The 19,095-nt window shown below is 43.4% G+C and carries 16 protein-coding genes; 1 reads left to right on the top strand and 15 read right to left on the bottom strand.

What is annotated here, in order from left to right; all coding sequences use genetic code 11:
- Positions 1–23: 23 nt before the first annotated feature.
- The 3 genes from lolE to lolC are packed head-to-tail and all read right to left on the bottom strand — an operon-like array spanning position 24 to position 3,167.
- Positions 24–1,271, bottom strand: coding sequence for a lipoprotein-releasing ABC transporter permease subunit LolE (gene lolE, locus GKR71_RS11885; RefSeq protein ID WP_036953114.1), 1,248 nt, complete (start codon positions 1,269–1,271; stop codon positions 24–26).
- The gene (lolD, locus tag GKR71_RS11880) at positions 1,271–1,972 is read right to left on the bottom strand and encodes a lipoprotein-releasing ABC transporter ATP-binding protein LolD (RefSeq protein WP_036953112.1); all 702 of its coding nucleotides are present in this window, start codon (positions 1,970–1,972) and stop codon (positions 1,271–1,273) included. Before lolD ends, lolE begins: the two co-directional genes overlap by 1 nt.
- Positions 1,965–3,167, bottom strand: a complete 1,203-nt coding sequence (gene lolC / locus GKR71_RS11875; RefSeq protein ID WP_036953110.1) for a lipoprotein-releasing ABC transporter permease subunit LolC — start codon at positions 3,165–3,167, stop codon at positions 1,965–1,967. Before lolC ends, lolD begins: the two co-directional genes overlap by 8 nt.
- A gap of 227 nt (positions 3,168–3,394) precedes the next feature.
- Between lolC and mfd the strand changes: the two genes are divergently transcribed.
- Entirely contained in the window at positions 3,395–6,841 is a 3,447-nt protein-coding gene (gene mfd / locus GKR71_RS11870; protein WP_154634319.1) for a transcription-repair coupling factor, read from the top strand.
- A gap of 81 nt (positions 6,842–6,922) precedes the next feature.
- Here mfd and GKR71_RS11865 read toward each other — a convergent pair whose 3' ends face one another.
- The 12 genes from GKR71_RS11865 to holB all read right to left on the bottom strand — a co-directional run bounded on the left by GKR71_RS11865 (position 6,923) and on the right by holB (position 19,086).
- Positions 6,923–7,285 (bottom strand): tetratricopeptide repeat protein, encoded by a 363-nt coding sequence (locus GKR71_RS11865; protein WP_154634318.1) that lies wholly within the window; start codon positions 7,283–7,285, stop codon positions 6,923–6,925.
- An 11-nt stretch (positions 7,286–7,296) separates the two neighbouring features.
- Positions 7,297–7,899, bottom strand: a complete 603-nt coding sequence (umoD, locus tag GKR71_RS11860) for a UmoD family flagellar biogenesis regulator (RefSeq protein WP_154634317.1) — start codon at positions 7,897–7,899, stop codon at positions 7,297–7,299.
- Between the two features lie 510 nt (positions 7,900–8,409).
- On the bottom strand, positions 8,410–9,714 hold the full coding sequence (locus GKR71_RS11855; RefSeq protein WP_154599458.1) for an NAD(P)/FAD-dependent oxidoreductase: 1,305 nt from the start codon (positions 9,712–9,714) through the stop codon (positions 8,410–8,412).
- 297 nt (positions 9,715–10,011) lie between these two features.
- The gene (locus GKR71_RS11850) at positions 10,012–11,631 is read right to left on the bottom strand and encodes a bifunctional metallophosphatase/5'-nucleotidase (protein ID WP_154609999.1); all 1,620 of its coding nucleotides are present in this window, start codon (positions 11,629–11,631) and stop codon (positions 10,012–10,014) included.
- Positions 11,632–11,648: 17 nt separating this feature from the next.
- Complete coding sequence (locus GKR71_RS11845; protein WP_036953100.1) at positions 11,649–12,998, bottom strand: OprD family outer membrane porin; 1,350 nt, start codon at positions 12,996–12,998, stop codon at positions 11,649–11,651.
- A 932-nt stretch (positions 12,999–13,930) separates the two neighbouring features.
- Positions 13,931–14,968, bottom strand: coding sequence for a beta-N-acetylhexosaminidase (gene nagZ / locus GKR71_RS11840; protein WP_410431081.1), 1,038 nt, complete (start codon positions 14,966–14,968; stop codon positions 13,931–13,933).
- A gap of 53 nt (positions 14,969–15,021) precedes the next feature.
- Positions 15,022–15,906 carry a phosphotransferase gene (locus GKR71_RS11835; protein WP_036953096.1) on the bottom strand — a complete coding sequence of 295 codons (885 nt, stop codon included), beginning with the start codon at positions 15,904–15,906 and terminating at the stop codon, positions 15,022–15,024.
- Entirely contained in the window at positions 15,899–16,492 is a 594-nt protein-coding gene (lpoB, locus tag GKR71_RS11830) for a penicillin-binding protein activator LpoB (RefSeq protein ID WP_036953094.1), read from the bottom strand. The genes GKR71_RS11835 and lpoB overlap by 8 nt, the downstream gene beginning before the upstream one ends.
- Positions 16,489–16,908, bottom strand: a complete 420-nt coding sequence (locus tag GKR71_RS11825) for a YcfL family protein (RefSeq protein WP_036953092.1) — start codon at positions 16,906–16,908, stop codon at positions 16,489–16,491. Before GKR71_RS11825 ends, lpoB begins: the two co-directional genes overlap by 4 nt.
- A 6-nt stretch (positions 16,909–16,914) precedes the next feature.
- Positions 16,915–17,265, bottom strand: a complete 351-nt coding sequence (hinT, locus tag GKR71_RS11820) for a purine nucleoside phosphoramidase (RefSeq protein ID WP_036953089.1) — start codon at positions 17,263–17,265, stop codon at positions 16,915–16,917.
- A 33-nt stretch (positions 17,266–17,298) separates the two neighbouring features.
- Positions 17,299–18,081: a metal-dependent hydrolase gene (locus GKR71_RS11815; protein ID WP_036953086.1), complete on the bottom strand. Its 783-nt coding sequence runs from the start codon at positions 18,079–18,081 to the stop codon at positions 17,299–17,301.
- A gap of 12 nt (positions 18,082–18,093) precedes the next feature.
- Positions 18,094–19,086, bottom strand: coding sequence for a DNA polymerase III subunit delta' (gene holB, locus GKR71_RS11810; RefSeq protein ID WP_154610003.1), 993 nt, complete (start codon positions 19,084–19,086; stop codon positions 18,094–18,096).
- Positions 19,087–19,095: the final 9 nt, after the last annotated feature.

Raw genomic sequence — 19,095 nt, 5'->3', positions numbered from 1 at the left:
TGTTTCCACTCGCGCCTTATTGATTACTGACCGCTTAGAATGCGGGCTGGGTCTAACTTACTTGCGCGTCTTGCTGGATACCAGCTAGCTAATAAGCTCAGAACAACCGCGGTGGACAGCACATAAATCACATCCATCACATGCAGTTCGGAAGGCAGGAAGTCAATAAAATAGATATCCCCTGATAAGATAGGATGACCGATAATCACTTCAAGTCCCTTAATTATTGTGGTTAAATTCAAGGAGATTAGTACCCCCAGCACCACACCGATAAGTGAACCAACCAGCCCCCCGATTAAGCCATACCACAGGAAGATTGCGCGAATTTGCCTATCTTTTGCCCCCAATGTCCGCAGAACTGCAATATCACTGCTTTTATCTTTGACTGCCATCACTAGCGTAGAGACAATATTAAAACAAGCGACCCCGATGACTAAAATCATCGCCAAGTACATGACACTACGAACCACTTGAATGTCGTTGTACATATAGCCGTAATCGCCTATCCAGCTTTTCACGACCACATGATGCATCGTTTTAAGCCCAGCGTCATACACCACTTTATCGGCTTCGAAAGGATCTTTAGCTTTAATTTCAAAACCGCTAATGCCGTTTCCATAACCGAGATATTCCTGTGCATCCGCTAGCGGAACTAAAGCAAGCTGATGGTCGAGTAATCCACTTAAACGAAAAATTCCCGTCACTTGGACACGAATACGCTTAGGTTGCTGAATTTTCATGCTGTCATCGGTATTCGGAATCATAATTGTTATCCAATCCCCGACTTTTACATTCAGCGAATTCGCCACCCCTTGCCCTAAAATGATTGACTGTTTACCCGCCTCAAAATGTTGCCACGCATCATTTAGGATAAACTCAGGCAATGCACTGACTTGGGATTCCGTCTCGTGAGAAACGCCCATAATCTGGATGGCTTTCAGGTTCGCGCCGCGCTCAAGTAGCCCCGTAAAATTCACATAGGGGCTGACCCCTTGCACTCCCGGCGTTTTACGGATCACATTTTGGGCAAATTCCCAATCTTGATAAGGGGCTTCAACCGCGTAGATTTGCCCGTGAGGCACCACCGAGAGCACGCGGTTATTCAGTTCTCGCTCAAAGCCATTCATGGCACTTAAGCCGATAATTAACACCGCCACACCTAAGACAATGCCAAGGGTCGAAACAATCGACACCAAAGACACCATTTCTGTCCGGCGACGTCCTCGGCTAAATCGCAATGCCGCTAATAGCGTCAGAGGCATTTTAATCATTACATTGCCCCCAGCGTAATTTCCTGTTGCAAATGACCATCACGCATTTCTAAACGTCGGGATAGACGACTCGCCAGTTTCATATCATGGGTGACCACTAAAAATGCCGTTTTTTGCTTGCGGTTTAGTTCACCCAATAATTCAAAAATCGCATCCGCATTACGCAAATCGAGGTTACCTGTTGGTTCATCCGCCAGCACTAACGCGGGGTCATTCACCAATGCACGAGCAATAGCAACACGTTGGCGCTCACCACCAGATAATTCAGATGGGCGATGATTGGCTCGGTGCTCTAACCCTACCGCTTTTAACATTTCGGTGGCTTTCGCAAACGCCGTTGCTTTCGCAACACCGCCAATTAACAGTGGCATCGCCACATTTTCTAATGCTGTAAAATCAGGTAATAAATGGTGGAATTGATAAATAAAACCGAGGTCTTTATTACGAATTGCCGCACGGGCGTCGGAAGAAAGCTGATTAATCTGCTGCCCACGGAAAATGACATTACCTTGAGATGGCGTATCTAATCCGCCAAGCAGGTGTAATAAGGTACTTTTACCGGAACCTGAGCTACCCACGATAGCCATAGTTTCGCCTTCATTCATCGTGAAGCTGACATTCTTTAACACTTCTGTGGAGAGTGCGCCTTCTTGATAAATCTTACTTAAATGTTCACAGACCAGAAGTGGTTGGTTATTCATATCGTAAAGCCTCAGCAGGTTGTACCGCTGCCGCACGCCAAGAAGGATAAAGCGTCGCCAGCAAAGAAATCAGCATCGCGCACAGCGCAATAATTAAAATACCCGGATAATCGAGTACAATCGGGAGTGCCACTCCCCGTGGTAATAAGCCAATTAACGGCATAATTACGTTCAATTGGCTCGATAGCAGCGTACCCAACACGGTACCAATCAATGTACCGATAATGCCCGCGCCCGCACCTTGGATCATAAAGATAGTCAGGATTTTGCTACGTTTGAGCCCTAAGGTTTTCAAAATCGCCACTTCGCCTTGTTTTTCCATAACTAATAAGGATAACGACGTAATGATATTAAAGGCCGCTACCGCAATAATCAGACTCAGCAGCAGACCCATCATGTTTTTTTCCATTCTTACTGCTTGGAAAAATTCGCCTTTACGCTCACGCCAATCTGTCCAAACTAACCCTTCCGGCAGTGTCTGTTTGCTCGCCACATCCACTTGCAGAGGTTCGTCCAGATATAAACGCCAGCCAGTAATATTTCCGGTTGGATAACGTAGCATTCGCGCTGCATCAGGCTGAGCAACAATCAATTCGCTCGTATCCGCTTCACCATTCGTTTGAAAAATACCCGCAACCGTAAATAAACGCTGACTAGGTATACGCCCCATTGGGGTTAATTGGCTCACGCCGGGAATAATCAAGCGTACTTGGTCGCCGCGTTTTACGCCGAGGGTTTCCGCCAGTCGATTACCGAGAAAAACGTTGTATTCCCCATCGATTAAATCACGGCGATCTCCGCTTATCAGCTTATCGAGTAACAAGGAGGACTCATCGGAACGAATTCCTCCCATCACTCCCACTCCTACGTTAGTTCGACTTTGTAAAACCACTTCCGACTGAACAATCGGCTCAATTTTCTTAACGCCTTTGAGGTTTTTTAAGTCCGTGATGGGATGTTGATTGGGATCGATATTTCCCGTATTTGAGGTCAATATGGCCTGTGGCATATAAGCAAGTATGCTATCTTGTAACGAACGTTCAAAACCATTCATCACAGACGTCACGGCAATCAATGCCGCAACACCAAGGGTTATGCCTATTGCCGACAAGCTGGACACAAAACGTCCAAATTTATCGACTGCGCGCCCACGCATATAGCGCAGACCTATAAAGAGTGAGACAGATTGATGCATGAAAACGTAATGTCCCTGTTGCCAAAGCGAAGTGTTCAGGGATAATAAAGGGTACGATTGATGAATGGAACCACCCAACCGCGCTTTTGTGGTTTTTTTTATTATAAATACTATTTGTTTAGATCACTTTCAGACTACTCAATGAGTTCTGTGGGTCGTTTAATTAATTTTTAATTGCCTAACTAATCATTAATTAACTAGTTAGCTATGAGAAGCTGAATATTTCTATGTCGTCAAATTATCGTTATGAACTGCCCAGTCGTGCTGGAGATGTCCGCCATTTAGGCTGCTTAATTGGTGCTGCGGGTCCCTTAGAATGCGCAGAAATGATTGAACGCCATCAAGGTCCTGTCGTGATTGTTACGCGTGATATGCAAAACGCATTACGCGTTCGTGATGAACTTCAACAGTTTACCCAACATCCTATAGAGACACTGTCGGATTGGGAAACGCTACCCTACGATAATTTTTCGCCGCATCAAGAAATCATTTCTCACCGTTTATCCACTCTATACCGCTTGCCAACACTGCAAAAAGGGGCGCTGATCCTCCCCGTTAATACCTTAATGCAGAAGGTATGCCCTGCTGATTTTCTAACGGGACATGCTTTAGTGATGGCTAAAGGCGATAAGCTCTCACGCGATAGCCTGCGAGACGAACTAGATAAAGCCGGATATCGCCATGTTGAGCAAGTACTTGAGCATGGTGAATATGCGATTCGCGGAGCATTACTCGACTTATTCCCAATGGGTAGCGACCTGCCATTTCGTATCGACTTTTTTGATGATGAAATTGATAGCCTACGCACCTTTGACGTCGATACCCAACGCACTTTAGAAGAAGTCAGCGCAATCAACTTGTTGCCAGCTCACGAGTTTCCGACCGATAAAGACGCTATCGAGCGTTTTCGTAGCCAATGGCGCGAACGTTTTGAAGTTCGTCGTGATCCGGAACATATCTATCAGCAAGTGAGTAAAAACACCCTGCCAAGTGGGATTGAGTATTGGCAGCCACTGTTTTTCGCTGAACCGTTGCCCTCTTTATTTGAATATTTACCCGCTAACACCCTATTTGTTTCGCAAAATCTGCAAGAACCCGCAGAGCGGTTCCAGCAAGATGCTCAGCAACGCTATGAAAGCCGTGGTGTTGACCCAATGCGCCCATTGCTTCCCCCTGCCGAGTTATGGTTAACCGTCGAACAGCTGAATCAAAACTTAAAAAATTGGCCTCGGGTACAGCTGTCTACGGAAAAATTACCGAAGAAAGCCGCCAATACCAATTTAGACTATCAGCCACTTCCGGATATTAGCACTCAAGGGCAAAGTAAAAACCCATTAGAAAAACTGCGTCAGTTCACCGAACAGTTTGATGGCACGATTGTGTTCTCCGTGGAGAGTGAAGGACGCCGAGAAACGGTGAGTGAATTACTCGCTCGCCTGAAAATCCGCCCTGAAATTATCAGCAATTATTTTGATCAAACCCAAGACCGTTTTGCCATTACGATTGGCGCAGCAGAGCACGGCTTTATTCAGCCAGAAAGCCACCGCGCATTAATTTGCGAAAGCGATTTACTGGGTGAACGAGTTGTTCGCCGCCGCAGTGACCAACGCCGCACCATCAATACCGATACGCTCATTCGTAACCTTGCTGAGCTACGCCCGGGTCAACCCGTGGTTCATATTGAGCATGGTGTCGGACGCTATCAAGGCTTAATCACCTTAGAAGCGGGGGGTGTTCCCGCCGAGTATTTGATCCTCACCTACGCAGGCGAAGATAAACTGTATGTCCCTGTTTCTTCATTACATTTAATTAGCCGCTATGCAGGTGGAGCCGATGAAAATGCACCGCTGCATAAGTTGGGTAGTGACAGTTGGGGACGCGCTCGCCAAAAAGCGGCGGAAAAAGTGCGAGATGTGGCAGCCGAACTTCTGGATATTTATGCTCAGCGAGCCGCAAAAGCCGGATTCGCCTTCAAACATGATAAAGAGCAGTACCAAGAATTTTGCCAAGGTTTCCCATTCGAAACTACCACCGACCAAGAGATGGCGATTAATGCAGTATTGAGTGATATGTGCCAGCCTCTGGCAATGGATCGCTTAGTCTGTGGCGATGTGGGCTTTGGTAAAACAGAAGTCGCCATGCGAGCTGCATTTTTAGCGGTCAACAATAATAAGCAAGTGGCTGTACTGGTTCCTACCACTCTACTAGCCCAGCAACATTATGATAATTTCCGCGACCGCTTTGCAAATTGGCCAGTACGTATCGAAATGCTATCGCGCTTTAAAACGGCCAAAGAGCAGCAACAAATTATTGCGGAGGCCGCAGAAGGCAAAGTGGATATTTTGATTGGTACCCATAAATTGCTACAAAGCGATATTCAATGGAAAGATCTGGGTTTACTGGTAGTGGATGAAGAGCACCGTTTCGGAGTTCGTCATAAAGAGCGCATTAAAGCGATGCGTGCTGACGTGGATATTCTGACCTTAACGGCGACACCTATTCCACGTACCCTGAATATGGCGATGAGTGGTATGCGGGATTTATCAATTATCGCAACCCCACCCGCTCGCCGCTTAGCCGTAAAAACCTTTGTTCGCCAATATGATGATTTAGTGGTGCGCGAAGCGATTCTGCGGGAAACCTTACGCGGCGGTCAGGTTTATTATCTTTATAATGATGTGGAAAATATCGAAAAAGCCAAAGCGCGTCTTGAAGCCTTAGTGCCTGAAGCGCGATTTGTTGTGGGTCATGGACAGATGCGAGAGCGCGAACTTGAGCGAGTTATGACGGATTTCCACCATCAACGGTTTAATGTCTTGATCTGCACCACGATTATTGAAACGGGTATCGACATCCCAACCGCAAATACCATTATTATTGAACGTGCTGACCACTTTGGTTTAGCGCAGTTGCATCAGCTACGCGGTCGTGTGGGTCGTTCCCATCACCAAGCTTATGCTTACCTGCTGACACCGCATCCAAAAGCCATGACCACCGATGCACAGAAACGCCTTGAAGCAATATCGTCTCTTGAAGATTTAGGGGCTGGGTTTGCGCTAGCGACTCATGACCTTGAAATTCGTGGAGCTGGCGAGCTATTGGGGGAAGACCAAAGTGGGCAGATGACTACCATCGGTTTCACCTTATATATGGAGTTACTCGAAAGTGCGGTCGATGCACTGAAAGAAGGACGCGAGCCATCCCTGGAGGATCTCACCAGTCAGCAAACTGAAGTGGAACTGCGTATGCCAGTACTGCTGCCTGATGAGTATATCCATGATGTGAATATCCGCCTGTCTTTCTATAAACGTATTGCCAGCGCTAAAGATCAGACCGAACTGGATGAGCTGCGTATCGAGCTAATCGACCGCTTTGGTACCTTACCTGATGCAGGTAAATTCTTGCTGTTGACAGCAGGCATTCGTTTACAAGCGCAGAAACTGGGCATGAAGCGGATTGAAGCTCATGAGAAAGGCGGATTTATTGAGTTTAATGAACGCAACAAAGTCGATCCGATGTTCTTAATCAGCTTACTGCAAAATCAGCCGAAAACGTTCCGCATGGAAGGGCCTGTCCGTTTGAAATTCTTCCACGATTTAGCCGACAGAGCGACGCGTTTAGACTTTATCAAGCAGCTAGTCGCTGATTTTGATGAGCATCAGCTGGCATCGTAGGGGCAATCATCCTCAACAAAAAAGCCATCGATTCACTACGATTCGATGGCTTTCTTTTATGTAGTTTTAACCAATAAATGACTACTTTTTATTATCTATCGAGTGACCTATCGCTTCTAAGTGTCCCAGAGCATCGCTATTGCCCTGCGCCGCAGATTTCTGAAACCATTCTAAGGATTGGTGAGAGTCATCAGATAAACGCTCACTGGTTTCATACATCATGCCCATCATATATTGCGCTTGAGCATGCCCTTGGCTAGCGGCTTTCAGATACCACTCAATGGCTTTTTCCTCATTCTCTTCAACGCCTTCCCCTACATCATACAGAGTACCAATCTTGTACTGTGCATCGAGGTCACCACTTTTGGCTTTCAACATGAGTTCATTAAATGAGGGGATATTGCGTGACCTGAAACCTAAAAATTCCAGTAATTTTTTCAGCATGGTTTCTCTTTCTACTCAAACATTCCAAAGGTATTTTTACCCGTTTTAACTTCCAGTACGGTAGACGGTTGGTAAGCTTTTGGTAGATCATCTGGCTTCATACAGTAGAATGGCAAAATGCCTTTTGCCCCTTCACGCAGGGTTTCACATGCCGCTTTACTGGACATGGTTAAATCTAACTGCCCATTTTCATTTAGAGGAATAAACACCGTTGGCTCATACGGCATTCTCACTTTACCAATCGTATCGCCAATACGGTAAATCACATCATAACCCACAATAATCTGCTCTAAACTTTTGGTGATCACACACGTTCCTGGTTCATTGCTGGAGAATGGAGGTAGCGACCTGCCTTGTAAGGATTGGATCATCAAAATGGTTCTGCATTCGCGTTGAGCGGGATGCCAACGAGATAACGACTCTTGCGTGAATGTGCCTAAAATACCCGTGACCGAACAGTTTTCATGTTCCACCATACGCGTTGCCCTAATGGGTTCGGTAGATAAAACAGTGGCAATTTTTACTTCGTCACTGCGCACAAAAGAGAAATAAACGACAGCAATTAGGCAAACAACAACGAATGCGGCTAACAACAACTTAATTTTTAGCTTCATCGCTTGCCCTTTTTTTAAATAGTGAATGTGTTAGCTATTGTAGCTTATCTAGTATCAACTACATTAATTACATACAATAAATATGGTTTTTTAGATTAGTCTGAGTATGAGACATACATCTTATTTACTTACGCGTAATAAGTTTACCGTGAATAGTCGTAAATAATTAACTAAATCCATTTCAATATATTACACCAAATAAAAAGCCCACCTACTACTTTGTTTTATAACAAAAAAAATAAAAACCCCAATGAATGGATATCATGAGCGATTTAAATTAACAATATGCTGCCTTTTTGTATTAAATCACACTTAACCCAAACTCATTAGGGTAATTAGCTGACTTTATGGCGTTTATTTAATGAATAAATATTTAAAATATATGTACCATTTTAACTGGGTCTATTATTTTAAATACATCTTTATTCTGATTGGAGGATACACACGATTATTCACTGATAAGCGTGTATATCCTTGCGATTGCAGAACTGAAAAAACGATAACTACAGATTAATGTAATTTCAGTTTAGGTCGAATAATACGGTTAATGCTGCCAACCAGCATCATTAAGCCCGTTTTTATATAGCCATGTAATGCAATTTGGTGCATGCGATATAGGGAAATGTAGACAAAACGAGCTATACGCCCTTCTACCATCATATCTCCACGCATTAAGTTCCCCATCAAGCTACCTACCGTACTAAAACGAGATAACGAAACTAATGAACCATGATCTTTGTAAATGTAGTTTTTCAGTGGCTTATCTTTCATTAATGCCACGATATTGTCATAGCATAAGCTCGCCATTTGATGAGCGGATTGTGCTCTTGGTGGGACAAAACCACCTTCTGGTTTTGCACAAGACGCACAGTCACCAATAGCGAAAATTCCATCATCCAACGTGGTTTGTAATGTCGGCTTAACCACCAACTGATTGATACGGTTTGTTTCTAAACCTGCAATATCTTTCATAAAGTCAGGTGCTTTGATCCCAGCCGCCCACACCATTAAGTCAGCATAAATTTTGCCGTCTTCTTTGGTATTTAAGCCATCGGCATCCGCGCTGGTCACCATGGTCTTGGTTAAAACTTTCACGCCCAATTTATTCAGTTCTTGATGTGCAGCGCTTGAAATACGCGGTGGTAATGCAGGTAAAATACGCTCCCCCGCTTCCACTAAGGTCACATTTAGCGCATCAGTATCTAACCCTTTAAAGCCATAGCTCGTTAACTGCTCCACTGCATTATACAGTTCTGCAGAAAGCTCAACCCCCGTTGCTCCACCGCCGACAATGGCGATATTCACTTTTTCTTCCGCATTATCACGTACTGAATAACGCAAGAATAAATTCAGCATTTCATCGTGAAAGCGGTGAGCTTGTGCAGGACTATCAAGGAAAATGCAGTTTTCTTTTACGCCTGGGGTACCAAAATCATTCGAGGCACTTCCCAACGCCATGACTAAAATATCGTAATCAATTTCACGCAATGGCACTAACAGCTCGCCATCTTTATCACGCAATTCACCGAGAACCACTTTTTTGTTTTCTCGGTCGATATTCGTGAGGGAGCCTAATTGGAAGTGAAATGCATTGTGACGAGCATGGGCTAAATAGCTAATAGCATCAACACCATCATCCAGTGAACCTGTCGCCACTTCATGAAGTAATGGCTTCCATAAATGGCTTGGGTTACGGTCAATCAGTGTGATATCCGCACGTTTTTTACGCCCTAATTTACGTCCTAAACGTGTTGCCAGTTCTAAACCACCAGCACCACCGCCTACAACAACGATTTTAGGTTGAGTTAAGGTCATACGCCCCTCATATAAAATATATTAATGTTATTTAAGATTTCTAATAACAAAAAACTTAAATAACACTAATTCACCGTCTTTTATTTTGTTTGGGTTTGAAGAATATCATGCTTGGTTATTTGGTCATACCAAATGTTGATGCAAATCAATTTAGTTGATTATTATGACAACGATCACGCTCGTCAAATCATTTTTTGAAAAAAAAGAAACGAGTCAGCTTTATTTAACTTAGAGACAAAAAAGCCCGAGAATGGCGTTATTCTCGGGCTTGGAAACCTAGCATTTTGTGGGGGTATTTTACTTCACTTTCTTAATACGTTCGTCAGTCGGCAACTGAATTGGCGAGTTATCTTTGAAGTATTTCATCAGCGCTTCGTTATCCGGCAGGCTATAGATACGGTCTTTACCTTGTTTAAAGGCAGAGAAACGGCTACCACCGGTTGCCAGAAATTCATTGGCAGCGACACGATAGTTTTTCTTCATATCGATTGGCTTACCATTTAATTTCATTGAGCTTGCAATCACTTTATCGCCTACCGCACGACTGTCATCCCATTCGTAATAAAAACCGTGGGAAACTGGCATGACTTGCGGGCGTTCACGATCCCACTGTTGCTCTAACGCTTGTTTGATTTGCGCGCCAGTTAATGATTGCGTAACGACCACATTCGAGAATGGCTGCACCGTAAAGATATCACCGTAAGTCAGCTCCCCTGCTTTGAGATCAGCACGAATACCGCCGCTGTTCATAAAGGCAATTTGAGCGCCGCCCGCATCTGGAGTCGCAGCAACATATAACTGAGCATCGGCGATAATTTTACCTAATGTTGAATCCCCACCCGCCGCTAGTTTTTTATCCGCCGGCGCACTCAACGTACCCATCACTTGTTCAGCAATCGGTTTGGAGATGCGTTCATAGTTTTGGATAAAACGGCTTAATTGTGGATCTTTCTCATAACGGCTGGTTTCTACCGGAATATTTTTCGCATTAATGCTAACGATATCCTTGGTTTTTCTATCGATTTCAATATTCAATTGAGACAATAATGTCCCGTTAGATTGTGCTGAAATGACTTTTTTTCCATTAATATCACAGTTATACGCTTGATGCGTATGGCCGCTCACCACAAAGTCCACATCCGCATCGAGCTGCTTAACGATCTCGACAATAGGTCCTTTGATGTTATCGCAACGGTTAATATCTTTAACCTTGGTATCCACTTGCTGAGTTGCCCCTTCGTGGATCAACACACCAATGCTACGAATACCCTGCGCCTTAAGCAATTTCGCTTGCTGGTTAATGGTTTCGGCTTCATTTTTAAACTCTAAGCCCGCAGTACCACTTGGTGTAACGATGGCAGGCGTTCCTTCCAGCGTTAAGCCAATAAATGCCATTGGTACGCCATCAAATTTCTTAACGTAATAAGATGGGAATAGCGTTTCACCGGTCTCTTTGACAATCACGTTCGCGGCTAAATAGTTAAAGTCTGCACCAGCAAAAGACTCTTTACCCACACAGCCTGCGGTAGGATGGCATCCCCCATTTTGCTTTCTCAGTAACTCGATTTTACCTTTGTCGAACTCATGGTTACCGACTGCACTAGTCTCAAGACCAATTGCGCTAAGCGCTTCAATGGTCGGTTCATCGTAGAACATCGATGACAGTAATGGACTCGCACCCACTAAATCCCCTGCGCCGACAATAATGGTGTTGTCGTTTTCCGCTTTTAATTGCTTAACCAGTGTTGCAATGGATTCGATTCCACCGAGTTTACCATCCCCCGGCGCTTGTAATGCACCGTGGAAATCGTTAATACCAATGACTTGAACTTTTACGGTATCGCTCTGTTTTGTGGCACAGCCTGCTAATAAAGCACCTGATACCAGCAATGTCACTAAACTGATTTTATGATTCATCTATTCATTGCCCTCAATTACATTTTAAAGCGATAAGTGGTTGTCATCGAACCGGATAAAGAATGTGCACGACGCGACTCACCATCATACAGTTTTGGCGTGGAGTTATCAGACTCTTGCTGATGGTGCCAGCCCATACCGCCACTTAATGAAACGGAAAGGTTTTCAGTTGGTTTCCAGTAAGTAAATAAGCCAACCTGACCTTGTTTTAAACGCTCACCGGAGTAAGAGAATTCACTGTAGTTACTGTTAGCCCCGACAGACCAAGTTGGGTTAACTTGATATTCGGCTTTTAACGCCAACATGGTTTCGCCATCACGAACATAGTCGATATCGGCATAGGCTGGTGAATTAAAACGTCCACGAGTGTTACCAATTGGGTTACGTGCAAATTGCCCTACGCCATTGGTTTTATGTGCGGTGGTATGCGTGATGCCCGTCATTAAAGTCCATGGTGTTTCTGGAACGCGCCACTCAATTTCACCCGCATAGTGCCAAGCACGCTTATCAAAGTTTTGTTTGCCACGTTTGGTATCTGTCGATGTACGCTTACCATCGCTACCATATTCATGACCATAAATTTGAGAAGATAAGGTGATATCTGAGTTAAGTTTATATTTGATCTCTAAACCTTGTTGACGGAAAACATCATCAGCCTGACCAATAAAATAAGAAGCTTTCAATGGTTTGGTGTTGTAGTTAATGCCACCTGTAACCACATGGTTGATATCGTGATTAACACCATTTCCGTCACGGAAATACATTCTGTCAATATTTGGGCTATCACGACGCATCACTTTGCCATCAAGATAGAGCAAATCTAAGTTCCAATCGCTAATTGCGGTGTTGGTATAATAACCATTATAGGTGTTTAAAGATAAACGCTGAGAGTTGGTAAAAATCCCCGTATTTTTCAACGTGAACCAACCCGCTTTACCTTTGAAATTAACAGGTTCAAAATCTAATTTAAATTTAGCGTAACGCTGACCAATTTTGTTATAGCCTTTCGCTTCGCCATCATCGTTATATAAAATTGCTCGAGAGGCGAAGTCTTTACTTGCTGCCAGTTTGATTGCGCCGTAATAAGAAGCATCAAACCCGATAAAATCAGCAAAATACCCTGATTGGTAGTCTAACTGAATATTCTGACCCCAAGCTTGTGCAACTTGTTTTCTGTAACGTTGCTCGTTGGCATCGTAACGGTTTTCTGACTTCAGGTATTTCCACATATTTCGTGTAGAAAGTTCTAATTCAGAATCTGCAACAAATGAGTTTTCCTTGATGGCATTTTCCCAATCGCCAGCATTAGCCCCAAACGCAACGAAACAAGATGGAAACAATATTAACGCTATTTTTTTGACTTTCATTTAAATTAAACCTAGTCGTGATTATTAGAATATAACTACCCGCACCCAATTTTCATTGGGTGTTATGGCACCTTGCTATCTTTCAATAAGTAACAATTTTATTTAGCTTTAATTACTGCAATAGTCTTTAATGATTATTTAATTTAAGTTGCATCCTCTATTCTTTAAGCACAATTTATTTTCTTGGCGTTAAGAATAAAATTTAATTATTTTATAAGTCGAAATAATTAATCCAAACGTGCGAATTTAATTTAAGTTCACACCATGATTTCAAACTTATTTGGGCAATATTCAACCGCACTCTGATAAGGAGCACTTTGCGTTGATATTCATAATGAAAAGTATGCTAACGTAATTTTATGTCAATTAACACGATCAGCGTCACAACAAACCAGATACATTGCAAATCACACATCATTCGATGTGATATCAATCACTTTATTGGCTATTGCAGCTATTAATTGAATTCCATATTTAAACAATAATTTTGCTATTTTAGTCATCTATATTTTAATGAAATGTTATTTACTAAAGTGAAATAACATTTTTATTTAAATCAATAACATTAACCCATAATTCAGACCTTCTATTTAAATAAATGGCTAAGTCAATCATTCTGTTTTTAAGCGATATACTGGTTTGATTAGTTGAAATGAAGAATATTTATCATCTATAGAGAGATTATTTAACGCCAATTAATCATTCTAACTAGGAATTATTCCTAGTTAATTCCATGTAGCAACTAATATTAACGTGTGATTTTTACACACATATTGAATATAGATACAGTATTACTAATCAATTTGGATAATCTCTATCTTTGCTTCTATTCAATTTATATCAATGAGGTTACCCGTAACTTATTCAGTGAATTTAGGATAAAAAAAACCGATGGGTCATTATCCCATCGGTTCAATTTCAACACAGTTTAATTAGCGGTTACGGTGTTCTTGCCATTTTTCATGTAATTCGACTAATTGACGGTGACTTTGCTTCCAACGATCCACCGATTGTAGCTCATTCAGTGAATACTGGCGGCCACTGTGGTACAGCTTAGAAGCGCGGCTGTCACTTTGTTTCGGTAAATTATCCAGTACGCTCACCGCACCTTCTCGATTATTACAAACAAGGATCATGTCACAGCCCGCATTCAATGAGGCTTTCGCTCTCTCTGGGTAACTTCCCATAATGGCAGCACCTTCCATCGATAAGTCATCAGAGAAGATAACGCCATCGAAACCAAGCTGCTCACGTAATACCGATTTTAGCCAGAATGGTGAACCACTCGCAGGACGGTCGTCCGCTTGAGTATAAACCACGTGAGCAGGCATAATCGCATCAAGCAATTCACGCTGAATAAAGTCTTTAAAAATAGACATATCTTTGCCACGAATTTGCTCGAGTGGGCGATCATCTCGTGGCGTTTCTTTATGGGAATCTGCTTTGACGGCGCCATGCCCAGGGAAGTGTTTACCTGTGGTTTTCATTCCTGCGCTGTGCATACCGCGAATAAAACGCTCTGCCATCATCATCGCAATTTCAGGATCTGCATGGAATGAACGCTCACCAATGGCGATGCTTTCATGCCCTAAATCCAGCACAGGTGCAAAGCTAATGTCGATATCCATAGCAATCATTTCTGCGGCCATTAACCAGCCTGCTTCTTGTGCTAATTTAGCACCATCCATCTGATTGTTCAGTTCAGCAAAAGCTTGTGCAGAAGGTAATGCGGTAAACCCATCACGAAAACGCTGTACACGGCCACCTTCTTGATCCACAGCAATCAATAAACGGTGTCTTGATGCATCACGGATTTGTCGCACTAACTCACGCAACTGTGCCGCATCATGGAAGTTACGAGTAAATAAAATCAACCCGCCTACCAGTGGATGAGCTAAAATTTCACGCTCTTCGTTGTCCAGTTCATAACCCTGAACATCCAGCATTATCGGACCCATAACATGCCTCACTTGATTAATTTTCACAAATTCTCGTGTATTCACGGAGATTTTATATTACCCAATCAAAGACCAAAATAGTCTCGTAATGGGGAGGAATCGTTTAAAAACTGCGCTTCTTGACGCTGGCTCCACTGGACTTCATACCACATTAACGTCATGTATTTGACCCACGGCTCCCATTGCAGGCAGTGCTCTGCCAAACGGAATTTATCTTTATAGGCGCCATAGGTGTAGCAATATTGCGTCAAGAAATAATCTCGCTGTTCTACCGTCAAGCTATTGAATTGAAAATAGGTTTCTAAGGACAAACCAATATCGGTATTTGCCGCATATTCCCAATCCACCAGCATTTTTGGTACCCCTTGCTCACACAGCACATTGCCCGGATGAATATCCATATGAGCGGGTGCGAGCTTTAATACCTTTGGCATTGGCGTGCGTAGAAAGCGACGATGTACCCGCTTCCAGCGTGCAGAGACTCTTTTATTATCAATTAAATAGCCATAATGAGCAATCTCATTACGTAACGGTAATCGGTAATTTAATACGTCATGATTATGGAGCTTAGCAACGATCTCTGCCAAGTTTTTTTGAAATTCAGAGGAAAGAAATTGTTCGCAGCTAGGATGGTCTCCATCAACCCATTCCAATAATAACCAATGGGTATTACGCCCGATGACTTGAGGTGAATAAGGAAAATCTTTCAGTTGCTTAAGAATATGCGCTTCTTTACGGCGATTAACATACAACGCATTTTGCGCTTGCCCATCTGAGCGGGCGATTAATTTGATGGAAGGAACCGTATCTTGAGTTTGAGTAGCGTATCGCTTTTCAACTAAATAGCTGCCACCTGATAACCCTGCTAATGGCGAGACTTCCCAGCATGATGCTAAAACAGCTGGGAAGCATTCAGCAAGTAATGCAAACAGTGATGATTGATTACTCAATACTCTGTTTTCCAGACCACACAATCTCACCGGTTTGCACGTCCATTAACTGCATTTCAATGCTGCGTTCTTTAGAAGAGCCTGACATGACACTGTAAATCACATATTGCGCTTGGACGTAACGTCCTAAACCAATCGCTTTACTGCGAGTTACCAGACTATCATCCTGCGACAGTCCCAATGTTTTACGGGCAGCACTGACGACGCCTTGAGGAACCACTTTAAACTTATTGGTTTTCATGACTTCACTGGTTAATGCAGCCGTGACTGCCTGTGAAGGTAAACTTCCGCTGGTATTATTTTTGACAGAATCGACCAGCAAAACTTTGCCACTTTCAACACCATCGTCCGCCACCATTTTCTTGACTAACGGCTGTAATGCCCCAGCCCAATCAATGGTTTGCTGCTTTGGTGGCATCGGTACTGTGTCTGTTGGTGGTGGAGGTGTTAATTCCGGCTGCTTTTCAGGCTGTTTCGGTGTTACACTCGGTTCAACTGGAACAATCGGGGGTTTAGGCCCTTGAGGGACTGACGGACAACCTGCCAAAATAAATGCTGCTGCTGCGACCAATAAGATCCGTTTCATTGTGACTCTCCAGCTATTGAAGGTAAGAAAACATAGATACGCGCATTACGTGCAAGCGGGGATGTTGTGACCTCTTTTAGCATCACTGACGAATTAGCAGGGATGACTTGAGATTGACTCTTTGTTGAATCCACTCTCAGTCCTTGCTCGTCATACCAAAAGATACGATACATCACAGTGACCGGTTTCTTTTCAATATTGCTCATATTGATAGTTGCGGTCGCCGTTACACTACCGACCTTGATCACTGGTTTTTCTACAATCACGCCCGCTGCTAGCACGGAAGGCTCCATCACGATGCGCTGCTGATCATTAAATGATAACCCTGTTTTTTTATTCCAAGCACAACCACTGAGAAACAACATGAGTAAGCTCAGTGTGGCGATGTATTTTAAGGTTGATGCAGCACGTTTCATGATGAATTACTTAGCCAACAATGGGCCTAATGGACGTCCACCCACTAAGTGCATATGAATGTGGAAGACTTCTTGCCCTGAATGCTTGTTACAGTTCATAATCAGGCGATAGCCATCTTCAGCAATCCCTTCTTCTTTCGCAATTTTCGCCGCCACGGTAAATAAGCGACCTAATGCCAGCTCATCATCAATCGTCACATCATTCACGGTTGGAATTAATTTGTTCGGAATAATCAAAATATGCGTCGGTGCTTGTGCCGCGATATCACGAAATGCAGTGACCAGTTCGTCTTGATAGACGATCTCAGACGGGATTTCACGTCGAATAATTTTACTGAAAATAGTCTCTTCTGCCATGACAAATTCCTTAATAATTTAATCGTTATCTATTTATTGCCCAACGTGTAAATGGAATAAACGGTTGAAGTTTTCTGTGGTAATTTGTGCCATTTCTTCAACACTCACCCCTTTCAATACAGCCATATACTCCACCACATCACGCACATACGCAGGTTGGTTCTCTTTACCACGATGCGGTACTGGGGCTAAATAAGGTGAATCTGTTTCCACTAAAATTCTATCTAATGGCACAACTCGCGCTGCTTCTCGGATCTGTTCAGCATTACGGAACGTGACAATACCAGAAAAAGAGATATACATCCCTAAATCCAGTAAATCGATGGCCGTTTGTTGGTCTTCCGTAAAGCAATGCAACACACCGCCACACTCGTCAACTTTCTCTTCACGTAAAATAGTCAGTGTATCTTCTCGAGCGGAACGAGTATGCACAATCACGGGCTTATTCACTTGACGACCAATGCGAATATGCTGACGAAATGACTCTTGCTGTAGTGCCGCATTCTCTTGCTGATAATAGTAATCTAAGCCCGTTTCACCGAGCGCGACCACTTCACTGCCCGCCGCTAATTGCGCCAATTTTTCAAAATCATAACCTTCATCCAAGTTCAATGGATGAATACCGCAAGAAAACGCGACATTGTCGCGCTTTCCAATTAACTGTTTCATGCTTTCAAAACCTGGCAAAGTGGTTGCCACGGCTAACATAAAGCCGACATCTCGTGCAGATGCCTTTGCAATAACATCATCGACGTTAGTGTGTAGTTTTTCGTAATCTAAACAATCGAGATGGCAGTGTGAATCAACAACAAACATAGTCTACTCTTTTTATCTTGAAGGCGAAGCGAATAACGCTTCCCAGTGTAATAATTGGTTGGTCAGGATCAATTCCTGATTCAGTGCAGGCACGGTTAATAGCTGGTAACGACACCCTTGCCACTGGCTATACACATCCAATAGCTGCGAGCTGCTCATGGATGTAGCCAACAAAGTGACGCACGCCATTTTATCTTGGTTAACAACATATTGCCCTGCTTTTTGCTGCAATTTTATGCCATCGGCAATTAACCCGAGTAGCCAATTAATGCATTCAGGTCCATTGTCAGTATTTAACGCTGGCAAAAGCTTTAAAAAATCTTTCTGACGTAAGCTCTGCTCTAACTCATTGCACAATAGCTGACGTCGTTGCCACTGCTCCGGCTTAAGCAACTGTAATGCGGCAACAGGAGCACCTTGACACAATGTTAACGCAGTCACAGCATCTTCTGCGGATAAGCCCGCCTGCTGTTTTTGCAGCCAATACAACGCAACTTGCTGATCCGGTGCAGGTAAAAAATGAGTTAAACAGCGACTTCTTAATGTCGCCAGCAAACTATCAATTTTTTCACAACCTAATAAAAAGTAGGTTTGCCCTGCGGGCTCTTCTAAGGTTTTGAGCAGCGCATTAGCCGCGGCATCCGTCAGTGCTTGTGCATCGGGAATGGAAATGACTTTTGCACCACTTTGCTGTGCATGACCACTTAACGATTCTGTCAGTTTACGAACCGCATCAACACTGATGGTTGTTTTCCCTTTTTCAGGCTCTAGAACATGATAATCAGGATGTGTACCTGCCAACATTAAGCGACAGCTATGGCACTCTCCACAGCTTTTTAAACCGTCTTTATCTTGGCAAATCAACCAACGGCTCACGCCATAGCTTAATGCCTCAGCCCCATTGCCCGCTATTGAGTGAATCAACAACGCGTGGTGTCCACGTCCTGCTTGATAGGCGCTAATTAATTGACGATAAGTCTCATTAAGCCACGGATACCAATTCATCATTAGTGC

Origin of the sequence: Providencia sp. wls1922, from assembly GCF_009706505.1 — a bacterium.
GTDB lineage: Bacteria > Pseudomonadota > Gammaproteobacteria > Enterobacterales > Enterobacteriaceae > Providencia > Providencia lanzhouensis.
The sequence above is the reverse complement of the archived record's forward strand: the minus strand, read 5'-3'. Positions and strand labels throughout refer to the sequence as shown.

Excerpts from the sequence above, each read along its gene's own strand:
- lolD (WP_036953112.1), bottom strand. The coding sequence starts at position 1,972 with ATGAATAACCAACCACTTCTGGTCTGTGAACATTTAAGTAAGATTTAT.
- GKR71_RS11855 (WP_154599458.1), bottom strand. The coding sequence starts at position 9,714 with ATGACCTTAACTCAACCTAAAATCGTTGTTGTAGGCGGTGGTGCTGGT.
- hinT (WP_036953089.1), bottom strand. The coding sequence starts at position 17,265 with ATGGCAGAAGAGACTATTTTCAGTAAAATTATTCGACGTGAAATCCCG.
- mfd (WP_154634319.1), top strand. The coding sequence starts at position 3,395 with ATGTCGTCAAATTATCGTTATGAACTGCCCAGTCGTGCTGGAGATGTC.
- GKR71_RS11845 (WP_036953100.1), bottom strand. The coding sequence starts at position 12,998 with ATGAAAGTCAAAAAAATAGCGTTAATATTGTTTCCATCTTGTTTCGTT.
- GKR71_RS11825 (WP_036953092.1), bottom strand. The coding sequence starts at position 16,908 with ATGAAACGTGCTGCATCAACCTTAAAATACATCGCCACACTGAGCTTA.
- lpoB (WP_036953094.1), bottom strand. The coding sequence starts at position 16,492 with ATGAAACGGATCTTATTGGTCGCAGCAGCAGCATTTATTTTGGCAGGT.
- GKR71_RS11815 (WP_036953086.1), bottom strand. The coding sequence starts at position 18,081 with ATGTTTGTTGTTGATTCACACTGCCATCTCGATTGTTTAGATTACGAA.
- GKR71_RS11850 (WP_154609999.1), bottom strand. The coding sequence starts at position 11,631 with ATGAATCATAAAATCAGTTTAGTGACATTGCTGGTATCAGGTGCTTTA.
- umoD (WP_154634317.1), bottom strand. The coding sequence starts at position 7,899 with ATGAAGCTAAAAATTAAGTTGTTGTTAGCCGCATTCGTTGTTGTTTGC.
- holB (WP_154610003.1), bottom strand. The coding sequence starts at position 19,086 with ATGAATTGGTATCCGTGGCTTAATGAGACTTATCGTCAATTAATTAGC.
- lolC (WP_036953110.1), bottom strand. The coding sequence starts at position 3,167 with ATGCATCAATCTGTCTCACTCTTTATAGGTCTGCGCTATATGCGTGGG.
- GKR71_RS11865 (WP_154634318.1), bottom strand. The coding sequence starts at position 7,285 with ATGCTGAAAAAATTACTGGAATTTTTAGGTTTCAGGTCACGCAATATC.
- lolE (WP_036953114.1), bottom strand. The coding sequence starts at position 1,271 with ATGATTAAAATGCCTCTGACGCTATTAGCGGCATTGCGATTTAGCCGA.